This window comes from Lysinibacillus sp. UGB7, assembly GCF_049058285.1.
Lineage (GTDB): Bacteria > Bacillota > Bacilli > Bacillales_A > Planococcaceae > Lysinibacillus > Lysinibacillus sphaericus_B.
The window spans coordinates 1-23,119 of record NZ_JBMGUV010000046.1 but is presented as its reverse complement, the minus strand read 5'-3'; the positions used below and the strand labels follow the sequence as shown (position 1 = coordinate 23,119).

General features: G+C 36.5%; 24 protein-coding genes. 20 read left to right on the top strand and 4 right to left on the bottom strand.

The window, feature by feature from the left end; all coding sequences use genetic code 11:
• Window positions 1-23 precede the first annotated feature (23 nt).
• From ACOMCU_RS25580 to ACOMCU_RS25525, 12 genes are all read left to right on the top strand, one after another.
• Entirely contained in the window at window positions 24-6,014 is a 5,991-nt protein-coding gene (locus ACOMCU_RS25580) for a phage tail tape measure protein (RefSeq protein WP_421051904.1), read from the top strand.
• Entirely contained in the window at window positions 6,011-6,826 is an 816-nt protein-coding gene (locus tag ACOMCU_RS25575) for a distal tail protein Dit (protein ID WP_421051903.1), read from the top strand. The genes ACOMCU_RS25580 and ACOMCU_RS25575 overlap by 4 nt, the downstream gene beginning before the upstream one ends.
• Before the next feature lie 13 nt (window positions 6,827-6,839).
• Complete coding sequence (locus ACOMCU_RS25570; protein WP_421051902.1) at window positions 6,840-9,032, top strand: hypothetical protein; 2,193 nt, start codon at window positions 6,840-6,842, stop codon at window positions 9,030-9,032.
• Window positions 9,033-9,044: 12 nt separating this feature from the next.
• On the top strand, window positions 9,045-9,338 hold the full coding sequence (locus ACOMCU_RS25565) for a hypothetical protein (RefSeq protein WP_421051901.1): 294 nt from the start codon (window positions 9,045-9,047) through the stop codon (window positions 9,336-9,338).
• Window positions 9,338-9,502, top strand: a complete 165-nt coding sequence (locus tag ACOMCU_RS25560) for a hypothetical protein (protein ID WP_421051900.1) — start codon at window positions 9,338-9,340, stop codon at window positions 9,500-9,502. Before ACOMCU_RS25565 ends, ACOMCU_RS25560 begins: the two co-directional genes overlap by 1 nt.
• An 82-nt stretch (window positions 9,503-9,584) precedes the next feature.
• On the top strand, window positions 9,585-9,797 hold the full coding sequence (locus ACOMCU_RS25555; RefSeq protein ID WP_421051899.1) for a hypothetical protein: 213 nt from the start codon (window positions 9,585-9,587) through the stop codon (window positions 9,795-9,797).
• 103 nt (window positions 9,798-9,900) lie between these two features.
• Window positions 9,901-11,694, top strand: coding sequence for a phage tail protein (locus tag ACOMCU_RS25550; RefSeq protein WP_421051898.1), 1,794 nt, complete (start codon window positions 9,901-9,903; stop codon window positions 11,692-11,694).
• A 19-nt stretch (window positions 11,695-11,713) separates the two neighbouring features.
• A complete protein-coding gene (locus ACOMCU_RS25545; protein ID WP_421051897.1) occupies window positions 11,714-11,905 on the top strand; it encodes a hypothetical protein in 192 nt (63 codons plus the stop codon).
• 134 nt (window positions 11,906-12,039) lie between these two features.
• Window positions 12,040-12,810, top strand: a complete 771-nt coding sequence (locus tag ACOMCU_RS25540; protein ID WP_421051896.1) for a DNA-methyltransferase — start codon at window positions 12,040-12,042, stop codon at window positions 12,808-12,810.
• A gap of 68 nt (window positions 12,811-12,878) precedes the next feature.
• On the top strand, window positions 12,879-13,334 hold the full coding sequence (locus tag ACOMCU_RS25535) for a phage holin family protein (RefSeq protein ID WP_421051930.1): 456 nt from the start codon (window positions 12,879-12,881) through the stop codon (window positions 13,332-13,334).
• On the top strand, window positions 13,331-13,999 hold the full coding sequence (locus ACOMCU_RS25530; RefSeq protein WP_421051895.1) for a M15 family metallopeptidase: 669 nt from the start codon (window positions 13,331-13,333) through the stop codon (window positions 13,997-13,999). The genes ACOMCU_RS25535 and ACOMCU_RS25530 overlap by 4 nt, the downstream gene beginning before the upstream one ends.
• Window positions 14,000-14,187: 188 nt before the next feature.
• Window positions 14,188-14,814 carry an S-layer homology domain-containing protein gene (locus tag ACOMCU_RS25525; RefSeq protein WP_421051894.1) on the top strand — a complete coding sequence of 209 codons (627 nt, stop codon included), beginning with the start codon at window positions 14,188-14,190 and terminating at the stop codon, window positions 14,812-14,814.
• A 67-nt stretch (window positions 14,815-14,881) separates the two neighbouring features.
• Here the strand turns inward: ACOMCU_RS25525 and ACOMCU_RS25520 are convergent, their stop codons facing one another.
• The 3 genes from ACOMCU_RS25520 to ACOMCU_RS25510 form a co-directional block, all read right to left on the bottom strand.
• On the bottom strand, window positions 14,882-15,121 hold the full coding sequence (locus ACOMCU_RS25520; RefSeq protein ID WP_421051893.1) for a helix-turn-helix domain-containing protein: 240 nt from the start codon (window positions 15,119-15,121) through the stop codon (window positions 14,882-14,884).
• 255 nt (window positions 15,122-15,376) lie between these two features.
• Window positions 15,377-15,526, bottom strand: coding sequence for a hypothetical protein (locus ACOMCU_RS25515; protein WP_421051892.1), 150 nt, complete (start codon window positions 15,524-15,526; stop codon window positions 15,377-15,379).
• Between the two features lie 112 nt (window positions 15,527-15,638).
• Window positions 15,639-16,259, bottom strand: a complete 621-nt coding sequence (locus ACOMCU_RS25510; RefSeq protein WP_421051891.1) for a hypothetical protein — start codon at window positions 16,257-16,259, stop codon at window positions 15,639-15,641.
• Between the two features lie 543 nt (window positions 16,260-16,802).
• On the opposite strand from ACOMCU_RS25510, the gene ACOMCU_RS25505 reads away from it, so the two are divergent.
• The 5 genes from ACOMCU_RS25505 to ACOMCU_RS25485 all read left to right on the top strand — a co-directional run bounded on the left by ACOMCU_RS25505 (window position 16,803) and on the right by ACOMCU_RS25485 (window position 20,569).
• Window positions 16,803-17,369, top strand: a complete 567-nt coding sequence (locus ACOMCU_RS25505; RefSeq protein WP_421051890.1) for a recombinase family protein — start codon at window positions 16,803-16,805, stop codon at window positions 17,367-17,369.
• A 356-nt stretch (window positions 17,370-17,725) separates the two neighbouring features.
• Window positions 17,726-18,505 carry a helix-turn-helix domain-containing protein gene (locus tag ACOMCU_RS25500; RefSeq protein ID WP_421051889.1) on the top strand — a complete coding sequence of 260 codons (780 nt, stop codon included), beginning with the start codon at window positions 17,726-17,728 and terminating at the stop codon, window positions 18,503-18,505.
• Window positions 18,506-18,672: 167 nt separating this feature from the next.
• Window positions 18,673-19,869 (top strand): hypothetical protein, encoded by a 1,197-nt coding sequence (locus tag ACOMCU_RS25495; RefSeq protein WP_421051888.1) that lies wholly within the window; start codon window positions 18,673-18,675, stop codon window positions 19,867-19,869.
• The gene (locus ACOMCU_RS25490) at window positions 19,859-20,203 is read left to right on the top strand and encodes a hypothetical protein (RefSeq protein WP_421051887.1); all 345 of its coding nucleotides are present in this window, start codon (window positions 19,859-19,861) and stop codon (window positions 20,201-20,203) included. The genes ACOMCU_RS25495 and ACOMCU_RS25490 overlap by 11 nt, the downstream gene beginning before the upstream one ends.
• Window positions 20,204-20,332: 129 nt before the next feature.
• Window positions 20,333-20,569: a hypothetical protein gene (locus ACOMCU_RS25485; RefSeq protein WP_421051886.1), complete on the top strand. Its 237-nt coding sequence runs from the start codon at window positions 20,333-20,335 to the stop codon at window positions 20,567-20,569.
• 121 nt (window positions 20,570-20,690) lie between these two features.
• Here ACOMCU_RS25485 and ACOMCU_RS25480 read toward each other — a convergent pair whose 3' ends face one another.
• Window positions 20,691-21,356: a LexA family protein gene (locus ACOMCU_RS25480; protein ID WP_421051885.1), complete on the bottom strand. Its 666-nt coding sequence runs from the start codon at window positions 21,354-21,356 to the stop codon at window positions 20,691-20,693.
• 132 nt (window positions 21,357-21,488) lie between these two features.
• On the opposite strand from ACOMCU_RS25480, the gene ACOMCU_RS25475 reads away from it, so the two are divergent.
• The 3 genes from ACOMCU_RS25475 to ACOMCU_RS25465 all read left to right on the top strand — a co-directional run bounded on the left by ACOMCU_RS25475 (window position 21,489) and on the right by ACOMCU_RS25465 (window position 23,078).
• Window positions 21,489-21,758 carry a hypothetical protein gene (locus ACOMCU_RS25475; RefSeq protein ID WP_421051884.1) on the top strand — a complete coding sequence of 90 codons (270 nt, stop codon included), beginning with the start codon at window positions 21,489-21,491 and terminating at the stop codon, window positions 21,756-21,758.
• A 62-nt stretch (window positions 21,759-21,820) separates the two neighbouring features.
• Window positions 21,821-22,033: an ORF6C domain-containing protein gene (locus ACOMCU_RS25470; protein WP_421051883.1), complete on the top strand. Its 213-nt coding sequence runs from the start codon at window positions 21,821-21,823 to the stop codon at window positions 22,031-22,033.
• A 7-nt stretch (window positions 22,034-22,040) separates the two neighbouring features.
• Window positions 22,041-23,078 carry a DnaD domain-containing protein gene (locus tag ACOMCU_RS25465; RefSeq protein WP_421051882.1) on the top strand — a complete coding sequence of 346 codons (1,038 nt, stop codon included), beginning with the start codon at window positions 22,041-22,043 and terminating at the stop codon, window positions 23,076-23,078.
• The last annotated feature ends 41 nt before the right edge of the window (window positions 23,079-23,119 follow it).

Below are 23,119 nucleotides of genomic sequence, written 5' to 3'. Positions count from 1 at the left end.
GCCAGCAAAGGCGGTGAGAATATATGGCAAGTATCGGAAGTTTAGAAGTCAGTCTTAGTCTGAACGCAGCCAGTTTCAATGGCACAGTTGCCCAAGTGGATAGAAATTTAAAAGCGATGGGCAGTGAATTACAGGCACTAAGAGCTAAAGGCACCGATTACGAAAAATCTATTAATGGTTTATCACAAAAGCAAAATATTTTAGCGCGGTCATTTGATGCAGCAACGATAAAACTACAAGAACAACGTAGGCGTTATGATGAGCTTGTAGCGTCAGGAGATGCAACAGAAGCGCAAATAGAGCGACAAGCTAACGCTGTGAACAGAGCACAAGCTGAATATAACCGTTTGGAACGTCAACTTGGAGATGTAACAGAGCAATTACGTGTCCAGTCCTCGCAATGGACACAAGCAGGTCAAAGATTACAAGAGGTCGGTAATAAATTACAGTCTGTAGGGAACAACCTTAAATCAATCGGAAAAGATTTATCGATGAAGCTTACAGCGCCTATCTTGGCACTCGGAGCTGGTGCATTTAAAGCAGCTGTTGATTTTGAATCAGCTTTTGCTGGCGTAAGAAAAACTGTCGATACCTCCGAAGAAGGATTCAAAAAGCTAGAACAAGGCATACGAGATATGGCCAAAGAACTCCCGGCAAGTGCGTCTGATATAGCAGCTGTTGCTGAATCAGCAGGGCAATTAGGAATTGCTGAAGATAAGATTTTATCTTTCTCTCGTACAATTATTGATTTAGGCGAATCCACTAACATGACTCGTGAACAGGCTGCTACAGAATTTGCACGTTTTGCAAATATCGTTGGTATGAGTCAGGATAATTTTGACCGTTTAGGATCTTCAATCGTTGGCCTTGGTAACTCAATGGCAACAACTGAAGCTGAAATTATGAGCATGGGCATGAGGCTTGCTGCACAAGGCGCACAAGTGGGAATGTCAGAAGCGCAAATTATGGCATTAGCAGGTACTATGTCGTCACTTGGTATACAAGCTGAAATGGGCGGTACTGCCATGACAACAATTCTTAAAAAGATGCAATCAGCTGCCATGGATGGTGGAGCAGCTTTAGGCACATGGGCAGAAGTGGCTCAAATGTCTAGCGGCGAATTTAAGAAACTCTATGATGCAAGTGCTATCGATGGATTAGATGCAGTGGTAAAAGGTCTAAAGACTATATCTTCGCGTGGAGAAAACTTGACCGAGGTTTTAAGGGATATGGGCATCAAAGGTATATACGAATCAGACGTAATGATGCGTATGGTTGGAGCTAGTGATTTATTATCATCAGCTGTCGAGACGTCAACTAGTGCATGGGAAGAAAACACAGCATTAACGAACGAAGCTGCTCAACGTTATGCAACAACAGCATCTCAATTAGCAATGCTGAAGAATAAGGTTATTGATATTGGGATAACTTTAGGAAACATATTAATTCCGATGGTCATGCGTTTACTAGAATTAATCCAACCTTGGATTGAAAAATTTGCGAGCCTAAGTGAAGGTACTCAAAAATTAATTGTAATTATTGCCGGTATAGCTGCAGCCATTGGTCCAATTATTGTTGTTATAGGAACCCTTATTTCTAGTCTAGGAACTATCGTTTCCGCGATGGGATCGTTAGCATTAAGTTTAGGTGTTGCTGGCGGTGCAACTTCAGCATTTGGTGCTGCTCTAGCTGTCGTTACTGGACCAATCGGATTAACTGTAGCCGCGGTTGCAGCACTAGGCGTTGGGGCGGTAATTGTAGCGAAAGAAGTAAGTAAAGCATCACTAGAAGTAAAATCGTTTAAGAATAACGTTTCGGAATCAACAGCAAAAGCAGTAGGTAGTTTTTTAGGATTATCTGATAAAGCAACTGTAGCACTTAATCAACTAGCGTGGTCAGGTAAAGAAGTAACTAGTAAAATGGCCACGAAAATGATTGAAACATATAAACAAATGGGTGAGCAAGTTCTAACAGAGATGCAATCCGATCATGCAAAAGAACTTTCGGAGATGCAAAAACATTTTGCTAAGTCAGATGCGCTTACTAAAGAGCAGGAACAGGCAATCATAGAACGTGTTCAAGCTAGTCATAAAGCGAAAGAAACAATGACAGCAGAAGGAAATGCACGTATCGCTAAGATTTGGCGATTGGCTGCAGATGAACACCGTCAAATTACAGATGATGAATACCAAGAAATTTCAGCTATTCAAGAAAACATGAAGAATACAGCAATTAAATATATGTCTGAAAGTGAAGTAGAACAAAAGGTAATTCTTGAAAATCTCAAAAATGAAGCTTCAAAGATTACAACAGAGCAAGCTGCAGAAGTTGTGAGAAACTCGCTTAAACAAAAAGAAGGTGTCGTTAAGGAAGCCGAAAAGCAATATAACGAGATGTATAAGTGGGCAATTAGACAACGAGATGAAACGGGCGCTATGTCTGCAGAAGAGGCTCAAGCAGTTATTGATGATGCTGAACGTAAACGGGATGAAACCGTTAAAAGTGCAAAGGACATGCATACAAAAGTTGTAACTGAGGCACAAAAACAAGCAGAAGAACACGTGAATAAAGTTGATTGGGAAACAGGCGAGATTCTTTCAAAATGGGGAGTGTTCAAAGCCAAACATGCGGGTATCTGGAATGCAGTGGAATCACAGATTTCGAACATAACTGATTCCATCAAAGAAATATCTACTAAGGCTTATGATTTTATCAAGTCTAAAATAGGTGATGCGCTAAAAGAAGTTGTTACTTTTTCCAAAGAACAACTAGATAAACTGAAAGAGTTCTGGAATGAAAATGGAAAGGCAATTATCGGGATTGTTCAGTTATATTTTGGTCAAATAAAAGCAAACATTGAAGCAGTAATGAAGATCATCAAAGGTATATTCGAAGTAGTCTGGCCAATGATTGCTAGTGTTTTTAAAATTGCTTGGAACACGATTAAATTAACAGTAGGCAATACCTTAGATTTAATCTTAGGAGTCATCCAGGCTGTGATGAAAGTAATCCAGGGCGATTGGAAAGGTGCCTGGGAAACCATCATGCAAACTGCAGTAGACATCATGGATAATGTAACGGAATATTTCCGAAATGTTAATTTAATACAGATTGGCAAAGACATTATCCAAGGTTTAATTGATGGTATTGGAAGCATGGTCGAAGGTGTTAAAACAAGTGCATCTTATATGATGGATCAAATCAAAGAGAAATTCGGTGAAAAATTCGAAGAATTAAAAACGTCTATTATTGATTGGTTTACATCGATACCAGGTGTAATTGAATCAAAACTGTCCGAATGGGGTACAGCCATTTCTAACTGGTTTACAAGCCTATCTGCAAACACAGCTGCAAAGTTGGATGAGTGGTGGATAGCCATTTCCGATTGGTTTTCTAGTGTTCCTGAAAAAATATTTGCTAAGTTATCTGAATGGGGTCTAGCAATCCTTGAATGGTCAAATCAACAAAACGAAGAGAACAAGCGACAATTTGGCGAGTGGGGGGACGCTATAGCTGAATGGTTTTCAAGCATCCCTGAAAAAATCACCTCTAAATTAAGTGATTGGGGAACAGCTATTAAGGACTGGTTTACATCAATACCAGATGTTATACAAGAAAAGTTCAACGAATGGCTAACTACCATTACTACTTGGTTTTCAGACACAACCCAAGAAATTACCTCTAGATTAAGTGATTGGGGTACAACGATTGGCAGTTGGTTTGGTGAAATGCCATCTAGTATCGGTGAATGGATATCGGAATGGTGGGATAAAATGGCCACTTGGTTCAGTGAAATTCCTGAAAAAATCACTACTAAGTTCGAGGAATGGTGGGAGGCCATCAAAAATTGGTTTACTAGCGTACCTGATAAGCCTGAAATCAAAAACATGGGTAAAAACATGATTGATAAGGTAGCAGAAGGTAATAAAGAAAAGAAACCAGAGCTACTAGACAAGTTAGGTAAAATCCTTGTGGATGTTGCATTAGGTGTTTTTGCTGTGGCGGGTGTAGCGTTGTTGGCTGCAGGCCGTGAAATAATAAAACGACTTATCGATGGTATTCAAGAAGCTAAAAAATCACTCGAAACAAAAGTGAAAGAAATAAAAGATACTATTATAAACAAAATCAAAGAAACTAACCTACTACAAGTCGGAAGAGATATTGTGTCAGGGCTTATTAAAGGTATAGGTGAAAAGGTAAAAGATGTAGGAAAAAAAGCTGTAGAACTTGGACAAACAGTTATCACAAACGTGTCAAACGTGCTCCAACGACGTTCTCCCTCACGTGTCATGATTGCGATTGGTAAAGATGTTGTAAAAGGGTTTGTCATCGGTCTATCTGATGTAACTGAAATAAGGAAGTCATCAGAGGAATTAGCGGAAGCCGCAATACCAAATTTTACGGAACGTCTAGATATTACGAAAGAGGCAATGCAAAAAGCACAACAAATCGTGAGTAGTTCGGCAAAAGCTGATGCAGCAGAAATAGAAAAACTTCAAAAAGAAGCTGAGGCTAAGAGAGTAGATATTTCTAAAAAATCTACAGATAAAATTTCATCGATAAAAAGTGCTGCCAATAAAAAGCGTAAATCACTTACATCTGAACAACAAGCTCAAATTAAAAAATCGGAAGAACAATCCGTAAAAGATCGCGAAAAAATAACAAAACAGTATGCTGATAAGATTGCAAAAATCGAAGCCAAATCAGCAGATGCAAAGTTTAAAAGCCTGAAAGAATATGTAGAGGCTCAAAAAGCTGCAGGCGAAATGACAGCCAAACAAGAAGCTGAATTTTGGCGATATAGTGCAACAGCATTTAAAGACGGTACCAAAGAAAAAACGAATGCGTTAAAAGCATATAATAAAGCTCATTCTGACATGTTGAAATCTCAATTTGATAACGAGAAAAAGTATGTGGAACAACGTAAAAAGTTTGATACTTTGTCGCAGGCCGAAGAACTGGAAATATACGAAAAGTATGTGAAACAGTATAAAGAAGGCTCAGACGAACGGATGTATTATGAAGAAAAAGTGTATGAAACCAAAAAAGCAATTAGCGAAAAAATTAAATCCATCAATAACGATTATCTAAAACAAACCCAAGACATTAATAAAAAGTTAATCGATGAAGAACAGAAGTTAAATGATACCTATAAAAATACATTAGAAAGTCGATACAACACTATTAAAGGCTACTTCGGCTTATTTGATGAAGTGAAACTAAATGATCCTGTTGATTCTGTTAGCTTAACAAAAAATTTAAGTGATCAAGTAAATGCGTTATCGCAATGGCGAATCGAATTATCCAAACTTGAAATTAAAGGACTTTCAAAAGCTATTATTGATGAACTAGAAGCAATGGGACCAAGTGCTATGGCTCAATTAGAAGCCTTAAATCGTATGACTGATACAGAGCTAACTCAGTACAAGGAATTGTACGAAAAGAAAATGCATATCGCTCGTGAAGCAGCTGTAAAAGAACTAGAGCCATTAGACAAAGAAACTAAAACTAACATCCAAAAGCTTCGACAAACAGCCAATGATGAGTTGAACACGCTGAACAAGGAATGGCAAAGTGAAATCAATAAAATTTTACTTGGTACTGATCAAAGATTAGGTTCGATGAAAAACATGGGAAAAAGCGCTGTTCAAGGTTTGATTGATGGCATGAAAGGGATGCAAGGCTCCTTGCAAAAAACAGCAAACGACATTGCTGAAACTGTTTCAAAGACTATTAAAAACGCATTAGATTTCAAAGGTGTTAACGAGATGGCAACAAATGCAGGAAACGCTACTGAAAAAATGGTTAACAATACAAGCTCAAATTCGTCTGCAGAATCCGAAATAAAGAAAATTGAAAAAATCAAAAAAGAAAAAATGAATCCAGCATTAATAGTTGTTCAATCCGTTTTAGATAGTCGTGTGATTGGTGAATCAGTTGTTGATACAGTGAGTGGAAAACAATATAACAATGCCAGTATTGATGCTTTAACAAGGGGGATGAGTGGTATATGAAAATGATTTTAAATGATGGCCGTGAATTATTTATGAGCGATTATAGTTTGAAATTATTAAAATACTATATCCCCTCGGTTTCTTTAGAACACCAAACATCTATTGTGGATGGCAGGGACGGATCTATCTTCTCGAATACACGTTTTAGTGGCCGTACCATTACAGTCAAGTTTATGTATAAAGCGTTTGATTATCATGATTTTAAGTTGTTTGTTGCCGATATAAATGCGCTATTTGCACGTAAGGAATACTTTTATATTATCTTCGAGGCTGAACCAGGTAAGCGTTGGAAAGTACGTCTAGCTGAAAGCTATTCTCCAAATGAGTTGTTACGTAAAGTTGGGGAGTTAGAAATTAAATTTATATGTGAAAATCTCTACGCAGAATCCGTCGCCACTACAAACGATTTAAAAGAATGGGATATTGATAAGTGGCAATGGGGCATGGGCATTGATTGGGACGATGACCTATTTTACGCATTTAGCAGCGATAACTTTACAGTTAAAAATTACGGTAATGTCGCTATCGATCCCCGGCAACATGAACTTGAAATAATATTAATAGGTTCATTCAGCAATAGTGTCACAATAACAAATCGTACAACAGGTGAAACTTATCAATTTAACGGATCATTAAATGGTAATACAGATACACTCCTGATAAAAGACATCCGAACATTTAAAAATGGAACATCTGTTTTTAAACAAACAAACAAAAAATTTCTCAGCTTGGCAGTTGGGGAAAATAGTTTTCAGATTACAGGCGGTACTGTTTACAGTATCGTTTTTAATTTTAGATTTTTATATATGTAAAGAAGGTGAAGGAATGACGATCAGTTTACACTCGACACAATCACCAGTGAGTCGTGCAGAACGTAACAAAATCAACGAAAACTGGAATCGCATTATTAAAGGTTTAACGAATCTGCAGATACAAATCAATATTCTGGCAGGCGGTGAAGTAGATGAACTGTTAGAGAGGTTAAATCAGGCTGTAAATGCTGCAAATATTGCCGTACAACAGGCTATTGCAGCTAACGATGCAGCTACACAAGATGCAATTAATGCAAATAACACAGCCTTACAAACGGCTCTACAAACCGTGTCTGTTACATTAGCAGACTTAAATGTGGCAATAGCTAATGCAAACACTGCTACAGCAAGTGCAAATGATGCTGCTAACAACACAAATCAAGCTATTCAAAATGCTAAGAATGCCACACAGGATGCACTTAATGCGGTTACTACAATGCAGAACTTTGTTAATCAGTTAAGCCCAAAATCCGAATACAACAATGAGGTTCAATATTCTACCAATAACATTGTAACGTTAAAAGGTAGTAGCTTTATTGCGTTAAAAAACACCAAAGGAAATGCACCTCCTACTCCTCCATTAGTCGTTAATGCACATTGGCAATTGCTTGCTGAAAAAGGAGGAAAAGGTGATAGAGGTGACAAGGGCGAGAGAGGAACTGATGGTAAAGATGGTACAGGGGTAAATATTATCGGTGAGTTATTGAGTGAGAGCGATTTACCGACTACTGGATCACCTGGTGACGCCTACATGATTCATGGTGATCTTTATGTATGGCAGGACAACTCGAATACTTGGAAGAATGTTGGTCCGATTCAAGGTCCGCAAGGTAAATCAGCATACGACCTAGCTGTAGAGAATGGGTTCGAAGGAACGATGGAAGAATGGGTTGAATCCTTAAAAGGTATTCAAGGACCTCAAGGACCAGAAGGACCACAGGGACCGCCAGCTGATTTAACAGAAGTTACTGCACAGTTGGCTGAAGTTAAAACTAAAGTTGATAACTCGTGGCAAAAAGGTGCCTATAATGATATGGATATTATGAACCTAAAAGCCATGTCAGTCTCTAAGGCATTCTATATTGGAAGCGATAATTGGAAAAGCACTACAAGTGTTGAAATTTTGGATTTCACCATGCCGCTAGATAATTTTTCAGGCATTATAAAGGTAACATACGCAACATCGGGCGTTGCTACATTGTCAGCAGGTGGTGCAGAGGTTATTTATAACATCGGAAAATATGGGTCTGGCATCCAATATAGTAATATGGTCATACTTTCAATGTCGCCTAAATTCGCAGAGTTCTATAAATTGAGAGAAGCTGTTATTTATGAAAAATCTGTAACTGTAGGTTTAATAAAGGCCCCATCAGCAAGCAATGCATTGTCAGTGAAAATAGAGATTCTCGGGACATATTCTGAGATTTTCGATGCTCTAAACTCTACAGGTGCTTCATTGTATGATACAGGAGAGCCTACTTACGGTGGCTATCCTTGGACGCCACAGACGTCCTCGTTTGTAACGAAAACAGGTAATAACATTTTGGCAGGCGGATTAACAATGGGTGGTAACTTGTCTATTACTAAAGGTGTTCCAGTGTTTGAAATGAGTGTTCCAGGTTCTGTCTCTTCTTCTAGTGCCTCTATACAGTTGAACGCAAGCTCTACTGTAGACTACGGGTTAGAGTTCCGAAAAGATAACAAGATATACAGCTTTATTATGAACCATAAGGATGTAAGGTTTATGGGTCATGATGATGCATGGTTCTCTATACAGGATTTAAAGCAATCTGCCAGTGATGTAAAAACAAATGTAGCTGCGGCGATCACTGACATGAAAGTACCAACAAGTCCAACAGCTACAGGCGCACAGATGGCAGCTAATATTCGAAAGATACAGTCATCTAAAAGTGCTACAGGACGCGTTAGTCCAAACGGTTCTACAACTGTAACTGTTAGAGGTCTAGCTTTCAGACCTAAGACCATATCACTTAAAATGGTAGGTGTTAGCTACACATCTAATGGGTTTGCATCTTACGTTCCTAAGGCTCTTACTAGTAACACATGGGAAGACACTAAGGTGTTTATTAACACAGCCGGTTCTACTGGATTAGACAGTGCTACCACTGTATATGATGATGGGTTTACAATGCAAATTCATAATACGGGTACTTATGAAGAGTACGGGTATTATGTAACGGGATAAGGAGGGCTTAGGATGAAGAAGTTTATAGGAGCTCGCATTATAGCTAACACTTCGGGAGAACTTATAGCCATACTTCATGACATATCAGGAGAGGTTTTAGACCGTCCTGACACAACAGAAATTTTTGCTATAGACCTTCCATTCGGATTTCTTGATGATAAAAAAATTATGGGAGTAAATCCTGAAACTAAGGAATTAATATATGAGGAAATTTTCAAACCTTTAACTCCTGAAGAACAGAAGATTAAAGAATTAGAAGACGAATTGTTATTAAAAGCAGATGAAGAAAATGGAGGGATTTTATAATGGAAAAAGTTAATCAAATAGTAGTACGTATAGCTTCAGAACGAATCATTAACGGAGGTTTAAATCCAAAAACAGAGAAAACTTATGTTATTGATGATATTACTAATCAAGAGTACAGACAATCTGTTGAGGATTATATCTTAACAACTACAGAAGGCGTATAACAGTTCCATATTGTTCAGTAAGCGCTACTCCAATTGAGTAGCGTATTTTTATTAAATTTGAATACCAGGAAGGAGCTTTATAATGGACGAAATAGTATTAAATGAATTAAAAGAAGTAAAAGAATTGCTCCAGTTTGTTATGAGTAGCCAAGAGCAGAATGAAAATCGCATTATTCAAATGTTATCAAATATAGAGGGACGCCTATATTCTATTGAGGAGGGTATAACCTGGATAAAAAATGGCGGTAATTATCTTGGTGATGCAAAAGGACCTGCGGGTGTACCAGGATTATAAAAACAACTCTGAAATTTCGAGTATGGATCCTACGTTCCATATTGTTCAGTAACGTCACTCTTTATTGATTGGCGTATTTTTATTATAAAGAAGGTGATAGAACTTGCTCATTGTCACAAATGGTTCACTAACAGAACCACTTTTGGAAACAAACTACGAGAAATTTGAAGAGTTGAACGGTGCTTTGCGCATCTCGTTTAGCTCTTTTTTACATGAAAAGAATCCAGGACATACATTGTTAGACTTTGAAACGATTATTGAAGACGAAGATGGCCACGAATATATTGTTAAAGATTTTAGCGGCGACACATTCACGAAAAAGGCAGTAGCTGTCCACAGTTATTTTTCATTAGCAGATGAATTTAGATATGGTATTCATGGCGGGACAAGGACTTTGGACGATTTTATGTCATTTGTCCTTGGTGGTACTGGTTGGACTTTTATTAATATGGATGTCACTGGTTATCAATTACTCCCGAACTTTGGTGAAGCAAATCCTATTGTCTTGATAGAGCATCTTTGCTCCGTGTTTGAATGCGAGCGCCAAATTTTGCCCAATAAGGTTATACGATTCGCCAAAATAACTGGTGTAGACAATGACCTACAATTCCGTTATCGACATAACATCGAGACGTTATCTTATAGTATTCCTACTGCTGGATTAAAAACTCAAATTAGGGGCTATGGGGCTGAGGGCATTGATATTACTTATACGTCGCCGTTAGCAAGTTCACCAAGAATCGGGATACGCATTGCTGATCCAATCCATGACGAGAACATAGAAACTGTTGAGGAAATGTCAACGCGATTAGCTAAGGAGTTACCTGCAGCACCTGAGACGAGTATCAAAGTCAAGGTCACAACAATAGATGGAAATGTGGGAGATATGGTTTGGCTCATTCATGAAGGCTTACAGCTGGAATATCAAACACGTATTTTAAGTAAAAAGACAAAGCGTGATTATAGTGAATCTGAGGTGGATGTAGGAAATACACAGGCTAAAACAATTGTGGATGCACTACTAAATCAACGAGCAACTATTAATGCCAACGACAAGCGTTATCGTTCAAAGTTTGAACAGACAGACGACAGGATTGACTTAGAGGTTGAAGAAATAGGCGTATCGATTGCAGCTATCAATATACGTGCTGATAGCATCACGCAAAGCGTAACAGATTTAAATAATAATTTAAGTAGTCGTATTACTCAAACTGCAACAGAAATACGAAGCGAAGTATCAGCTCAAGTAACTACGATTAATAATGATATTCGAACCGTCCGAAATGACGTTTCCGTTGTCTCTCAAACTGCTTCACAAATACAGTCAACAGTGACTAGCCAGCAAACGCAAATCAGTGGTTTAGGCACACGTGTAAGTAACGCTGAAAGTAGCATTACGCAACAAGCTCATCAAATTGAGTCAAAAGTGAGCTTAACAGATTTTACGGGTAATACAGTTGTGTCGAAGATTAATCAAACGGCAACCACTATTAGCATACAAGCTTCTAAGATTAATCTTGTAGGTGCAGTAACCGTCTTGTCGAATATTACAGGTAATTTAGGAACTATAACATCTGGAAACATCAATATCCAACAAGATATTAGGTTAGGTAACAACTTATATTTACAAGGCAGTGGCGGAAACCGTATTAATTTCTGGGATGGGTCCAATATTACTGCATGGAACGGGAACGTAGAAATTTCTGCGTTAGATTCACTTATTTTAGCTTCCAACGATATGAATTTTCACGGCAACTTAAATTTTGAAAACGCGGGGATTGTAAATGGCCTTGCTAGAGGACACACGCCTGGTATTGGAATCGCTTATAGTTCTGGTGCTAGGCGTTTGTATGTACGTATCAATGGTTCAGATGTAGGTTATATAAATTTAACATAATTAAAGGAGAATGATAAATATGAATTACCAAGTAAAATTAAATGATGGTCAAGTAATTAATATGGCAGGTGCGGAAATCAACGTGACTGAACTAACTACCTCTTTAAATGACCAACGATTATCGTTTGTAAATTTCGGTGGGGCTATTGTAAATAAACATTTAATTATGAGTATTGTTCCTACCGAAGAGCATTCAGAAACGCAAGCATAAGCTTAGCGTTATTTTTATTGTCTAAAACGCTATCGAAATAAAAAAGAGGCTTGATATACAAGCCTCTCATTCCTAAAACAAGAACGAGTGTTCCTGTCCGATACCTATTATTACATATCGGGAGGAAAAAAGAAATGAAAATTTGCGAAAACACGATTTACAATATGGATTGCCTGGAAGGTATGAAGTATATACCTGATAAATCAGTTGATTTAATTTTGTCAGATCTCCCTTACGGAACTACAAATTGCAAGTGGGATTCCATCATTCCATTTGAGTTATTGTGGGAACAGTACGAGAGAATAATCAAAGACAACGGAGCAATTGTATTAACAGCAAGCCAGCCCTTTACAAGTAAGTTGGTAGCATCAAATTTTAAGCTATTCCGATATGAGTGGATTTGGAAGAAAGGTAATCATGTAACAGGGTTCCCGAATGCTAATAGGATGCCTATGAAAAATCATGAGAATGTATGTATTTTCTACAAAAAGTTACCGACGTACAATCCGCAAGGCGTTCAACAAATTAAGCCTGTTCTAGTCAAAAATTCTCCTAATATGAAAGTCTTAGGGAAGAATAATGATACATTGACAAAACCACATATCGTTAAGAAAAAGAATTTCCCTAAATCTGTTGTTGATTTTCCTCGCGACAGCGGTACTTTTCATCCTACGCAAAAACCAATAGCGTTATTTGAATACCTTGTACGCACGTATACAAATGAAGGTGATACGGTGTTGGATAATTGTATGGGTGGATTTACTACTGCAGTGGCATGTGATAACACAGGGCGTAATTGGATTGGTTTTGAATTAGAATTAGAATACTGTCTAAAAGGACAAAAAAGAATTAATGAAAATCGAAAAAAATTAAATCTGCAGCACGTAGAGATTATAAAAAGTTAAAGGTCACACCAGTGATAAAGGTGTGACTTTTAAAATGCAAGAAAAAAGGAGTGCGTAATATGGGAGGCATGAATTTGGAGTATTTAGAAGTAGCACATTTATATTTATTTGGTGGCGTTAAATTTCTACACTTATTGTTATTATTAATGGGACTAGACATTATTACTGGAGTCTTTAAAGCAATTAAAAATGATAATTTATGGAGTCGAAAAAGTTTATTTGGCTATGCACGTAAGTTGTTGATTTTAATTGTAATTGTTACTGCAAATATTATCGATCAAGTACTGTCGTTAGCTGGAACGCTAACATTTGCGACAGTACTTTTTTATATTGCCAATGAAGCTCTAAGCATCACGGAAAATATGGCACAGCTAGGGGTTTTAGTACCGCAACAATTAGCTGAAAAGTTAAAAGTTATTGAAAATCAACCAGATGAACGCTTTGCAAATGAAGTACTGAACGAATTGGCAGGAAAAAATGTTGATAAAGAATTGAAATCAAAAGAGGACGTGAAAAAGAAATGACAAGCGTAACTACTACATGCAGAGACTTAGCCGAGCTTTTGCCAGTTGCACAAACAGCCTGTAGATTGCTATTTCAGGAGTGTTACAAGGCGGGCATTAAGAACATCTTCATTACAGAAACATATCGGTCACAAGAACGCCAAAAGTATCTATATGCTCAGGGGCGCACTAGACCAGGGCAGATTGTTACTTGGACGCTAAACAGTAATCATAAAACACGATTAGCATGGGATATTGCTGTTGGCCCTCCACAATCTTTATATGATGTGACTACGTTAAATCGAGTGGGAGCTATAGCCAAGAAGATAGGCATCGAGTGGGGAGGTACTTGGACTAATGCTATTGACCGACCACATTTCGAGGTTAAATCATCTTGGAAGATGCCTAAAGGCTACAAGTTAGAAGGACAAATAAAAGTGCCTACTAATAGCAAAGGACAAGTACAACTAATTGTGGAAGACAAAAAGGAGGAAATTAAAGTGACAAATTGGAATCCAGGTTCACCAGCTATGAAAACTGAGACAGAAAACTTTATTGCAAAGGCTGTTAAGGATGGGATTATTCAGGAATCTCATTTGAAGGATTTACAGAATGGTACAATGACAAGCGATAGATTATTAGGTTTGTATATTACGATTCAGCAACGTATAAATAATAAAAAATAGTCAAAATCAGTACAGTACTTGTTAAATTTAATCATAAAAATACTAAAGCCCAGGACTCAATTAATTTTGAGCCTGGGCTTTTTTTATTTCCACAAATTGTGAGTGGTGCTTTCAATTTATACCTAGTTTAATGCATGGATTCCAATTAGCATCCAATTAGGTATAATGGAAGAAGAGGAGGGTTATTGATGAAAAAAATATTAACGTCGATTATTACATTAATTTTAGTCGTTGCATTTGCTTTACCAGAAGTATCAGCAAAAGATTCGCAAGTGTTTGAGGATGTTCCTGCGACACATCCTAACTTTAATGATATAAATTATTTGGTAGAACAAGGAGTGTTAGAGAAAGAAAGTGTGTATAGACCAACGGACTTGATAACAAGGGAAGAAGCGATTGTAATGATCGCTAAAGCTATAGGACTTGATGGCACTCTGAGAGAAACAAAATTTGAGGATGTGCCTAAGAGTAATGTAAACAGCGGATATATTCAGTCTGCTGCGGAGGCTGGCATTATTTACGGGGTAAATGTTTCTACTCTTAAACCTAATAGTAACTTAACTAGATTACAAATGTCTCTGATGTTAGTTCGAGCTTTTAAACTGCCTTTAGAGGAAAAGGTTCCAGAGGGTACAAAACTTTTTAAAGATGTCTCATGGAGTTGGCCAGATTCAAATATAGTTCAAAGTGTTGCAAACTCTGGTATTACGACTGGTTACTCTGATGGAACATTCAAACCGTATAACTCATTAACACGAGGACACATGGCAGCATTCTTAACTCGTGCAATGAAATACGTTGAAAATAATAGTTAACAATATCTAAATAAAGTATTAATGACCAGGTAATCACAAAAATTTGTGAGCCTGGTCTTTTTTTTGTTCATTCATCATATGGTCTGAATTTTTTTCGAAGCGATTCAAGTTCATCCTTTTTCTCTAATAGCATGCTTTTTAAAAATATTTTCGGTTGTTCTTTGGCAGCTACTAACTTTCCGTCTTTTACTAATTGACCGAGTCGAGCTTTCGATATACCTAGCACCTCAGCGGCTTCAGCTGCAGACAATAATTCCTCATTTAAAAATGTCAGTAGTTCTTCGGTTGTTGTGAATTTATATACCATATAATCACCTTTTCTTTTGGGACATGAACAATATCAGCCTTGTGATGTGAATCAAAACTGTGATTCCGTAAAGCACTAATAATACATAATCAAATGTTGAAAGACTTTGGAAATCGACATATGTGAGTATTATAGCTGTACTAGCGATTAATAAAGCAATGTTTGTATAGCCAAATCGTTTAAGCAATTTTTTCATACATTTAAGTGGATGTGATATAATTTTAGTGAGAAGGAGGCGTCAACCTCCTTCACAGCTTATTTGCGACGTTTCTTCTTTGCGGGAGGGCGTCGCTTTTTCTTTGTTCCTTGCATCATGTCGTAAATGTCTTTTAAGCCTGATGTGAAAGCTTTAAATGCTGTTGCGACTAGTGCTACTGTTGCAAGGACTTTTTCTAAATCATCCACTCTTGTTCACCTCCTTTCTATAAATTAATTATACTACACCTATTTAAAAAAGTAAATAGGTTTTCTTAATTAATTTTACTTTTTTGGAATAAATAACACAAATCAAAAATACCTATTCTCTCCATTTCATGTCAATGAAATCACTAACAACATCTTTTATCCTTGATACTGGTGTACCTACTTCATCCACTACATGACTCAATAGTGATGCCCACGAGTAATAGGATTCGCCTACTCTATTTACATACCTTAAAATTTCCCTTAATTCTCGCATTTGTGACTCATTTAATTCCTCTTGAAGATATTGTTTTAAATACGTATTTACGAAACGTACCTGACTCATACTAATTTCTAATAGAACTGCAGCAGAACGAGATACAGAACAATCTAGCGCAAATGTTAACAATGCTAAAGAAGCATATTCACTTTGAGTAAATCTTGCTGAAACTCTGTCACTCGGCCCTTTAATACGTTTTTCAATAGTCTTATTAGTTTCATGCCCACGAAACATTGTATTACTAAATATTAAATCTCTCTTGAAATATTGGGACAAGTCTTCAATTGACTTGCGATCTTTGAGGACCAACATACAAAGTTCTGGACATATATCTTGGACTGGTATACCTGTAATGTAATTTAAACGATAAATGACATCTTTTAAACCTACTGAAATTATTGGCTTTACATCACGTTTTTTTTGATAACGACGCTCTCTTCTGCCCTTTTTTTCCACTCCCCCATCCCCCCAATAGCAATTTAAAATCAGGACAGTGACTTTTTGTCCCGAGTACATATTAAAATTTATGGTCAGAGATACTTGTCCTAGAACGTTTAAAAATTTTTATCAAGGGCCATACTTTTTGCAAGAGGTGAAAATGTATGAGTAATGAAAATAAGAAACTAAAAATTGTAGAAGGCGTGAAAAAACAATCTGAGAAATATGAATTCCCTACTATTCCAAAGAAGAAAAAGAAATCAAAAAAGGACCCAGAGAGATAAATAATCTCATGGTCCTTTTTTGATTTATAGTTTGTCATTGCTGCCTAATCTAGAAAGTCCAGAACATTAAGTTTAGTATTACTGATAGGGCACACCATAACAGTAATTTTTGATTCATATTTCTTCATGTACATAAATCCATCGTTTTATGTACATAAAAACCTTCTAACATAAAATCTACCTTCCCTACTCTCTAAAGTAGCACTATTTGTCTTTTTACTCGTCTACGATTATAATTATATAAAACGTATGATTATAGACAAAAAAGGGGCACTTTATGAGAATTATTGGATATGCACGTGTTAGCACTGACGATCAAAATTTGGATATGCAACAAATGGCCATCGAAAAGTATGCTGAAGACAAAAACTTAGAATTGATTATGTATATAGAAAAAATTTCCAGTCGCAATGATGAACGAGCGGAATTACAAAATGCGTTTAAGGCTGCTGCAGCTGGTGATTTATTCGTGGTGTTTAAATTAGACCGTTTAGCAAGAAGCACCAAGGAGCTATATCAACTGACAGACGAACTGAAAAAGAAAAATGTGGATTTTGTTAGTATCAATGATGCATTTGACACATCGACACCAACGGGTAGAGCTATGTTCGGTATGTTGGCCGTATTTGCCGAGTTTGAGAGAGATATTATTCAGCAACGAACAAAAGCAGGATTAGAGGCAGCAAGAAAGCGTGGTCGCATTGGTGGTCGCCCATCTGTAGATGAAAAAACAAAACGCCATATCATAACACTCTTCAAAGCTGGGGAGAGTGCAGTTGATATAGCGAAGGAGTTCAACATTGCCCGAAGCACTGTATATAAAATCCTAAATTCTAGTAAATGAGTTGTGGATAACTATTTTTTTACTAGTTTTAGTTGCAAAAGTTATCCACATAGTGGTAGTATTCAAATTAACAAACAACGAACGAAAAAATTGCATAAAAAAAAAGCCGAGCTTCACAGCGAGTTAAAGGGACTGGAATCCCTAAAAAACGCTCCACTCGACTTTATAACCATGTGTTGACCCACATCGGTTTGATACGCTTATATTATATAATATTTGGGATAATTGCAACCATTTTGACGCAATTAATTTATATTGATTATAAATTTTAGGTCCTGAACATTAAAAAGCATCTATCATACCTTTGCACGTGGTATGATAGATGCTTTTTTCGTTTCCAAAAGGAGCGAATATCAATGACACTTCCAGCAACTCTAAATACATATCAGCTACTACAACCATTCAGCAATAAAGAGCAATTAAATGCCAACACAATTGCTATCCGCAATCAATTTAACTCTTTACTTACACCAGCAGCAAAAAAAATTCTAGACTTTATCCATACCCATGCATGCAAATATTTTGGAGTATGCTATATGTCCAAAAGCAAGATTGCTAAGCAGCTAGAATTACACAGGTCTACAGTCATTCGTGCATGCGAGCAATTAGAGTCACTGGGTATCATCGTGCAATATGAGACAAAACGCGTAAACGGTGATAAAAGACAGTCTACAAATGCCATTGTATTCTTACATCAACTTGCTGCTAAAGAGGCATTCATTGAGAATGCGACACCGGAATGCGACACCATAGATACTCTTTTAGAGACTCCTAATATTTTAAATAATACAGATGACACAGAAGAGCCTTCTAAAGTTCAAAATGAAAAATCGCTTTTAAAAGAAGGACTAAAAGCAAAATTACCTGAAACATTAAACCAAGTTTTATCGCCATTTTTTGATGCTAAAGAGATGTATGATCTTGTAGGAACTATTTATAAGGCAAAGGCTTCTGTAGATAAAGAAATTAAAATTGAGGACCACACAAGTGTCTATTATACAAACATACTCTCAGTCATTAATGCTTGGGGACGTGGGAAAGCAAAATCACTTCATGCAGTTATGTATAGAGCTATCAAAAATGTCACTCGTACTATTTGGGTAAAAGAGAGAGCTGGAAAATATTTCGGTATTTAATTCAAAATGAAGTCATATCCACTTCATTTTATGAATATATACTTAAAACGAAGTCGTTTTTAATTCAAAATGAAAGCAAAATGACTTCATTTTAGCTGTACATTTTCTTTTGAGTAGTATATAATTTCATTATGAAAGCAAAATGACTTCATTCGGGAGGAATAAAGATGATATTAAAGTACAGAGTAGGTAATGATGTAGGTAACTCATCTACGAAGCCAATCATTAGACTAATGGACGAAAATGCTCAACCAAAGGCAATGAAACAAAAAACACTTATTTCACCAAATGTAACAATACCCTCAGTAACAGAAGATAATCTTGAAACATCTATAAACAACTTACCAAACAATATAATTGCTCACATTAACAGCAAAGCAATAAAACGCCCTGGTACATTTGCTATTGGTGAAAAGGCTACATCAGTAGGAAGAGTTAAACGCAACATGAATATTACTGTTGGAGACAAACATAAAAACGATATACCTATCGTTATGGCATTAGGCATAATTGCCACTAAAGCTGTTCAAGATTATTACAAGCTAAAAAATGAATTACCTACAGATTTAAACGTTTCTGTTGAGTATTCGACTGCTCTACCTGCAAGAGAATATGACCCAGCAGTTGCACAGATTTTTGAGAAGAGATTCCTTGAAGAAACACATATAGTCGATATATATGTCAACGCTAAACCTGTTACTGTTCGTATAACTTTTGGCAAAGTAAAAGTTACACAAGAGGGTGTACCAGCAGTATATGCCCTAATAGAGGGTGGGCATAAACTTCTAACGGAATATCATAGCGAATATGGTAAGGACATCTCCAACAAAGATTTTAAAAACAGAAAATTGCTTTTAGTTGATATAGGTGATGGTACAACCGAATTTATTTATGTTGTAAATGGAAAGCCTGTAAATGATCTATGTGATGGTAAACGCTTCGGTGTGGGGCATGCTGCAGATGTAGCTAAAAAGCTTTTTGATGAAGAAGTACAAGTTGATATTTCTATGACACGCCAACAATTTATGCAAGTTGTGTTTGACGAAGAACATCATTTCCATGACAAAGCAAATAGTGTTATGGATGATGCTAAAATCGAACAAGGTGAAATGATTTTAGAACAGGTAACAGATATGTTCTTAAACACACTGGCTGGTAATGTGGATGATATTGTGGTGTTCGGTGGTGGCTCTGCTGCTTTTAGAGAGAGCATGTATCAAGAACTAAAGGATTTTACGGATTCTGTGAATGCTCGTACACTTTGGGTACCAAAAGAAATGGCTCCATCATTAAATGCAATTGGTTTGGACATTCTCAATGAAAAAGTGTTTTTTAAAGGGGTTGTAGCAGGTAATGGAGAATAGGAAGTTAGTTTCTTGGCGTTTAGAAAAATTAGAAAAGAATCAGCAGGCTACTATTAATGCATGGCTGGATGCTCAACCAAACATACAGTTATCAATTACAAACGTTGTACAACATATGATTGATCGATTTGGTATTACAGATATTATGAATTATGATGTGCAAAAGGCACTCTATACAAATCCAGATGCGACATTAACTGAAAAGCTAGTAAAAAAAGATATTAAAACTGTTGAATCCGAGGAAGAAATTATTCCCCCTTCAATAAAAGAGGATGTAAAACCTACTGCTGGTAATAATACTGATCTATACGATGACTTATCAGGAAATCTTTAGATTAGAGAATAAATAAAAAACAAGCCACTCAAATGAGCAGCTTATACTACGGTCTTATCAAAGACATAAATAGTATAAGCTGCTTTTTTACAAAAATAAATAAGATATTGCGTAGGAGAGTGAACCAAAATGAGAGTAAAATTATTCGAATTTCATATTAATGATTTTGAAGAAGTGTATGCAGTAATTGATGATGAGAAACAACGAATACACATATCTTCTGTACATTATCAGTACAGTATTAATTTAGATTTAACAAGTGATCTGATTGTACAACTTGAACAGCAAACAAAGTATGGAGAATTGAATTTTAATGAATCAGTTAGACAGGTTGTTAGAAAAATCATTGATGAATTGAAGGTTTAAAAAGAGATCCATAAGAAAGATATTATGAGGGGAATGTAACGCATGTTTAAACTAGAGTGAATAAAAAAAGAAGGACTAGCACATGAGCTAGTCCTTTTTAATTGCAAACGTTTGAAATTAATTAAAGTACATTTCCGTAATAAATAATTTTACCACATAATTTTAAGTTATTTAATGATTCTTTGGGTATTGAGATGTTTTTAAATCTATTATCTGTAGATTCAGATGCAAACATAAAATGATCCTCAAGGGTATTAGGTAAGAATCTTTTCAAAGAATATTCACCATTGTAATTAAATATAACTATATCGTTTTCTTTATATTGATCTAATTCCAAAGGTTTTGCTATTACTACACTTCCATCTGTAATAATTTTATTCATCGACTCACCATTTACAACCATAGCAAATAAATTTTTACAACTTCTATGCTTACCTAAAAACCTTTGGGGAATGTTTATATATTCAACTTCCTCTTCCATTACACCCTCTATTTCAGATAAAGCACCAGCTGCTACTGTTCCGTATAAAGGCAGAGATGAACTTGGTGAATTTATAGCCTTTTTCTTAGGCAGATACAGATTAGCTTTTGCATCAAAAAATACTTGTGGGTTCACATTATATTGATTCATCAGTCGTACAATGGCTTCTTTAGGAAGTTCGCGACGCCCTTTGATGTAATTATTAAAAGCAGCTTTTTTCAAGCCTATACTTTCAGCAAACTTGTCTTGTTCTAAACCACTTCTTTTTACTATCTCTTCTAATACTTTCTCTACATTAATATCCATTTTATCTCACCTCCTCCGAATAATAATATATCATTTAATTTACAATATGTAAACAATTTCACTTTAATTCGTTGACAGTGCACAAAATGTGTATTATAGTTTGAGATAACTAGAAGGAGGTGACATTTTTCTATGACAAATACTCAAAAAACAGTAGAATTCCCTGAATTAAGAGGCCTGTTAGCTTCAAAAGGTCTAACACAAAAAGATCTTTGTAACTTACTGTTTGAAAAGAAAGGACTAAAAATCTCAACATCAGCACTTTCTTTGAAATTGAAAGGTGAAAGAGCTTTTAAACGGAATGAAATGCAACTTATTTCCGAAGTACTAGAAGAAAGTCCAGTGTATCTTTTTTTTAATAACGAGTATACGAAACGTGTACCTGAACGTATTGCATTGTAATTATAATAAATAACAATACACAACGGTACACAAAATGTGTATTGGAGAGGTAGGTGACGTTATTGCCAAATTTACAAGAGGGAGAATGCCGTCGATTGCGAAGTGCAATTGGCGCGCGTATCAATCAGCTAACAGCAAATAAACAAGCACAGAGTCAGTTATTTAGGGCAATCTATTCTGCAATTAAGGAGCGTTATAACGTTGAGTCTTACTCAAAACTACCATCTAGCAAACTACAAGATGCGTTACGTTTTGTAGCGCAATGGAGAGGGTGAATATCCCATGTTTACAACAGGAAATGCAACAGTAGATGCGATGGGGCACATGCATTTGGAAGGCAATGTAATACCACACACATGGTATCAAAATTTAACTTTTGAAAATGGTAAACCGGATTTAAACAGCATCATTATATTAGCGGAAATAATCTATTGGCACCGCCCTACTTATGTCAAAGACGAAGTAACTGGGCAACTCTTGGGTATTAAGAAAAAGTTCAAGGCAGACCTGCTACAGCGAAATTATGAAAGCTTTGCTAATCAGTTTAACTTGAGTAAAAAGCAGGTAAAAGAGGCATTCGACCGGATAGAAGAAATCGGGGTAGTTAAAAGAGAATTTCGCACTGTCGGCACAGGCCCTAACACATTGTATAACGTAATGTTTATCAGTTTAGACGTAGGACTATTAGAGGGTATTACCTTCGAAGTGGGGAGGGTGTTACCGCAGAAGTCACCACCCTCTAACCTTCAAAGTGGGGAGGGTGGTGACGTAGAAGTGGGGACAAATACAGAGATTACTACAAAGATTACTACAGCTATAAATAATAATGATGATAATAAGGCCACTGCATACGCAAAGGACAATCCAAAACCTAAACCGCCGAACGCATTTCAGTTCTATGAGCAAAACGGATTTGGTGGCATTACATCTCATGTCGCTAATAAAATCAGCAATTGGATTGATGATCTAACAGATGAACTTGTGGTTCACGCAATGAAGTTATCGGTAGAAAACAATGTGCTTCGTTGGAATTACGTTGAAACGATTTTAAAAGACTGGAGCAACAAGAAGTTTACAACAATCGCAGATGTTGAAGCTGACAGACTACGGTTTGAAGCACAAAAGCAACAAAGGAAGAATCCTTCTAACCGTGCTCAACCACAAAGACGTGTTGAAGTCGTACCAGATTGGTTTAGTAAGCGCAATGAAGCATCTAGCGCTACTCAAGCATTACAAGTTGCAGAACCATCAGGACAAGCTACTGATTTCGAAGCAGAACGTCAAAAGGTGTTAGCAAAAATGAATGTAAAACCAGAATAACTAATCGAAAGCTGGAGGCGATGGAATGATTGTTTGGATCG

What these genes read in the sequence shown, in the direction of transcription:
- ACOMCU_RS25580 (WP_421051904.1), top strand. Translation starts at nt 24, where the DNA reads ATGGCAAGTATCGGAAGTTTAGAAGTCAGTCTTAGTCTGAACGCAGCC.
- ACOMCU_RS25575 (WP_421051903.1), top strand. Translation starts at nt 6,011, where the DNA reads ATGAAAATGATTTTAAATGATGGCCGTGAATTATTTATGAGCGATTAT.
- ACOMCU_RS25570 (WP_421051902.1), top strand. Translation starts at nt 6,840, where the DNA reads ATGACGATCAGTTTACACTCGACACAATCACCAGTGAGTCGTGCAGAA.
- ACOMCU_RS25565 (WP_421051901.1), top strand. Translation starts at nt 9,045, where the DNA reads ATGAAGAAGTTTATAGGAGCTCGCATTATAGCTAACACTTCGGGAGAA.
- ACOMCU_RS25560 (WP_421051900.1), top strand. Translation starts at nt 9,338, where the DNA reads ATGGAAAAAGTTAATCAAATAGTAGTACGTATAGCTTCAGAACGAATC.
- ACOMCU_RS25555 (WP_421051899.1), top strand. Translation starts at nt 9,585, where the DNA reads ATGGACGAAATAGTATTAAATGAATTAAAAGAAGTAAAAGAATTGCTC.
- ACOMCU_RS25545 (WP_421051897.1), top strand. Translation starts at nt 11,714, where the DNA reads ATGAATTACCAAGTAAAATTAAATGATGGTCAAGTAATTAATATGGCA.
- ACOMCU_RS25540 (WP_421051896.1), top strand. Translation starts at nt 12,040, where the DNA reads ATGAAAATTTGCGAAAACACGATTTACAATATGGATTGCCTGGAAGGT.
- ACOMCU_RS25535 (WP_421051930.1), top strand. Translation starts at nt 12,879, where the DNA reads ATGAATTTGGAGTATTTAGAAGTAGCACATTTATATTTATTTGGTGGC.
- ACOMCU_RS25530 (WP_421051895.1), top strand. Translation starts at nt 13,331, where the DNA reads ATGACAAGCGTAACTACTACATGCAGAGACTTAGCCGAGCTTTTGCCA.
- ACOMCU_RS25525 (WP_421051894.1), top strand. Translation starts at nt 14,188, where the DNA reads ATGAAAAAAATATTAACGTCGATTATTACATTAATTTTAGTCGTTGCA.
- ACOMCU_RS25520 (WP_421051893.1), bottom strand. Translation starts at nt 15,121, where the DNA reads ATGGTATATAAATTCACAACAACCGAAGAACTACTGACATTTTTAAAT.
- ACOMCU_RS25505 (WP_421051890.1), top strand. Translation starts at nt 16,803, where the DNA reads ATGAGAATTATTGGATATGCACGTGTTAGCACTGACGATCAAAATTTG.
- ACOMCU_RS25500 (WP_421051889.1), top strand. Translation starts at nt 17,726, where the DNA reads ATGACACTTCCAGCAACTCTAAATACATATCAGCTACTACAACCATTC.
- ACOMCU_RS25495 (WP_421051888.1), top strand. Translation starts at nt 18,673, where the DNA reads ATGATATTAAAGTACAGAGTAGGTAATGATGTAGGTAACTCATCTACG.
- ACOMCU_RS25490 (WP_421051887.1), top strand. Translation starts at nt 19,859, where the DNA reads ATGGAGAATAGGAAGTTAGTTTCTTGGCGTTTAGAAAAATTAGAAAAG.
- ACOMCU_RS25485 (WP_421051886.1), top strand. Translation starts at nt 20,333, where the DNA reads ATGAGAGTAAAATTATTCGAATTTCATATTAATGATTTTGAAGAAGTG.
- ACOMCU_RS25480 (WP_421051885.1), bottom strand. Translation starts at nt 21,356, where the DNA reads ATGGATATTAATGTAGAGAAAGTATTAGAAGAGATAGTAAAAAGAAGT.
- ACOMCU_RS25475 (WP_421051884.1), top strand. Translation starts at nt 21,489, where the DNA reads ATGACAAATACTCAAAAAACAGTAGAATTCCCTGAATTAAGAGGCCTG.
- ACOMCU_RS25465 (WP_421051882.1), top strand. Translation starts at nt 22,041, where the DNA reads ATGTTTACAACAGGAAATGCAACAGTAGATGCGATGGGGCACATGCAT.